At 51.2% G+C, this 244-nt stretch carries 1 protein-coding gene; it reads left to right on the forward strand.

What is annotated here, in order from left to right; all coding sequences use genetic code 11:
• On the forward strand, positions 1-225 hold a 225-nt coding region (locus AB1471_RS17775; RefSeq protein ID WP_367781041.1), incomplete at its 5' end, for a hypothetical protein.
• Between the last annotated feature and the right edge of the window lie 19 nt (positions 226-244).

Consider the following 244-nt stretch of genomic DNA (forward strand, 5'->3'; position numbering starts at 1 on the left):
TTTGTGAACGCGCATCATCTCCACCGGGAGGGGAAATGGGAAACCGTAAAAACGGTGTTTGCCAACGCGCCCGCCATCATCTGCCGCCTCGATCCCGATCAGCCTTCTGCCTCCATTTCGTTCCTTAAGTTGAATGATCACCTTCTCCATTTGCTCGACAACAAACAGCGGTTGATGATCGGCACCGGGGGCTGGAGCTATACACTTAACAGGATACAGCCATGAAACGATTTGCATATATCCT

Origin of the sequence: Jeotgalibacillus marinus, assembly GCF_040801915.1 — a bacterium.
In the GTDB taxonomy this organism is placed as follows: Bacteria; Bacillota; Bacilli; order Bacillales; family Jeotgalibacillaceae; genus Jeotgalibacillus; species Jeotgalibacillus marinus.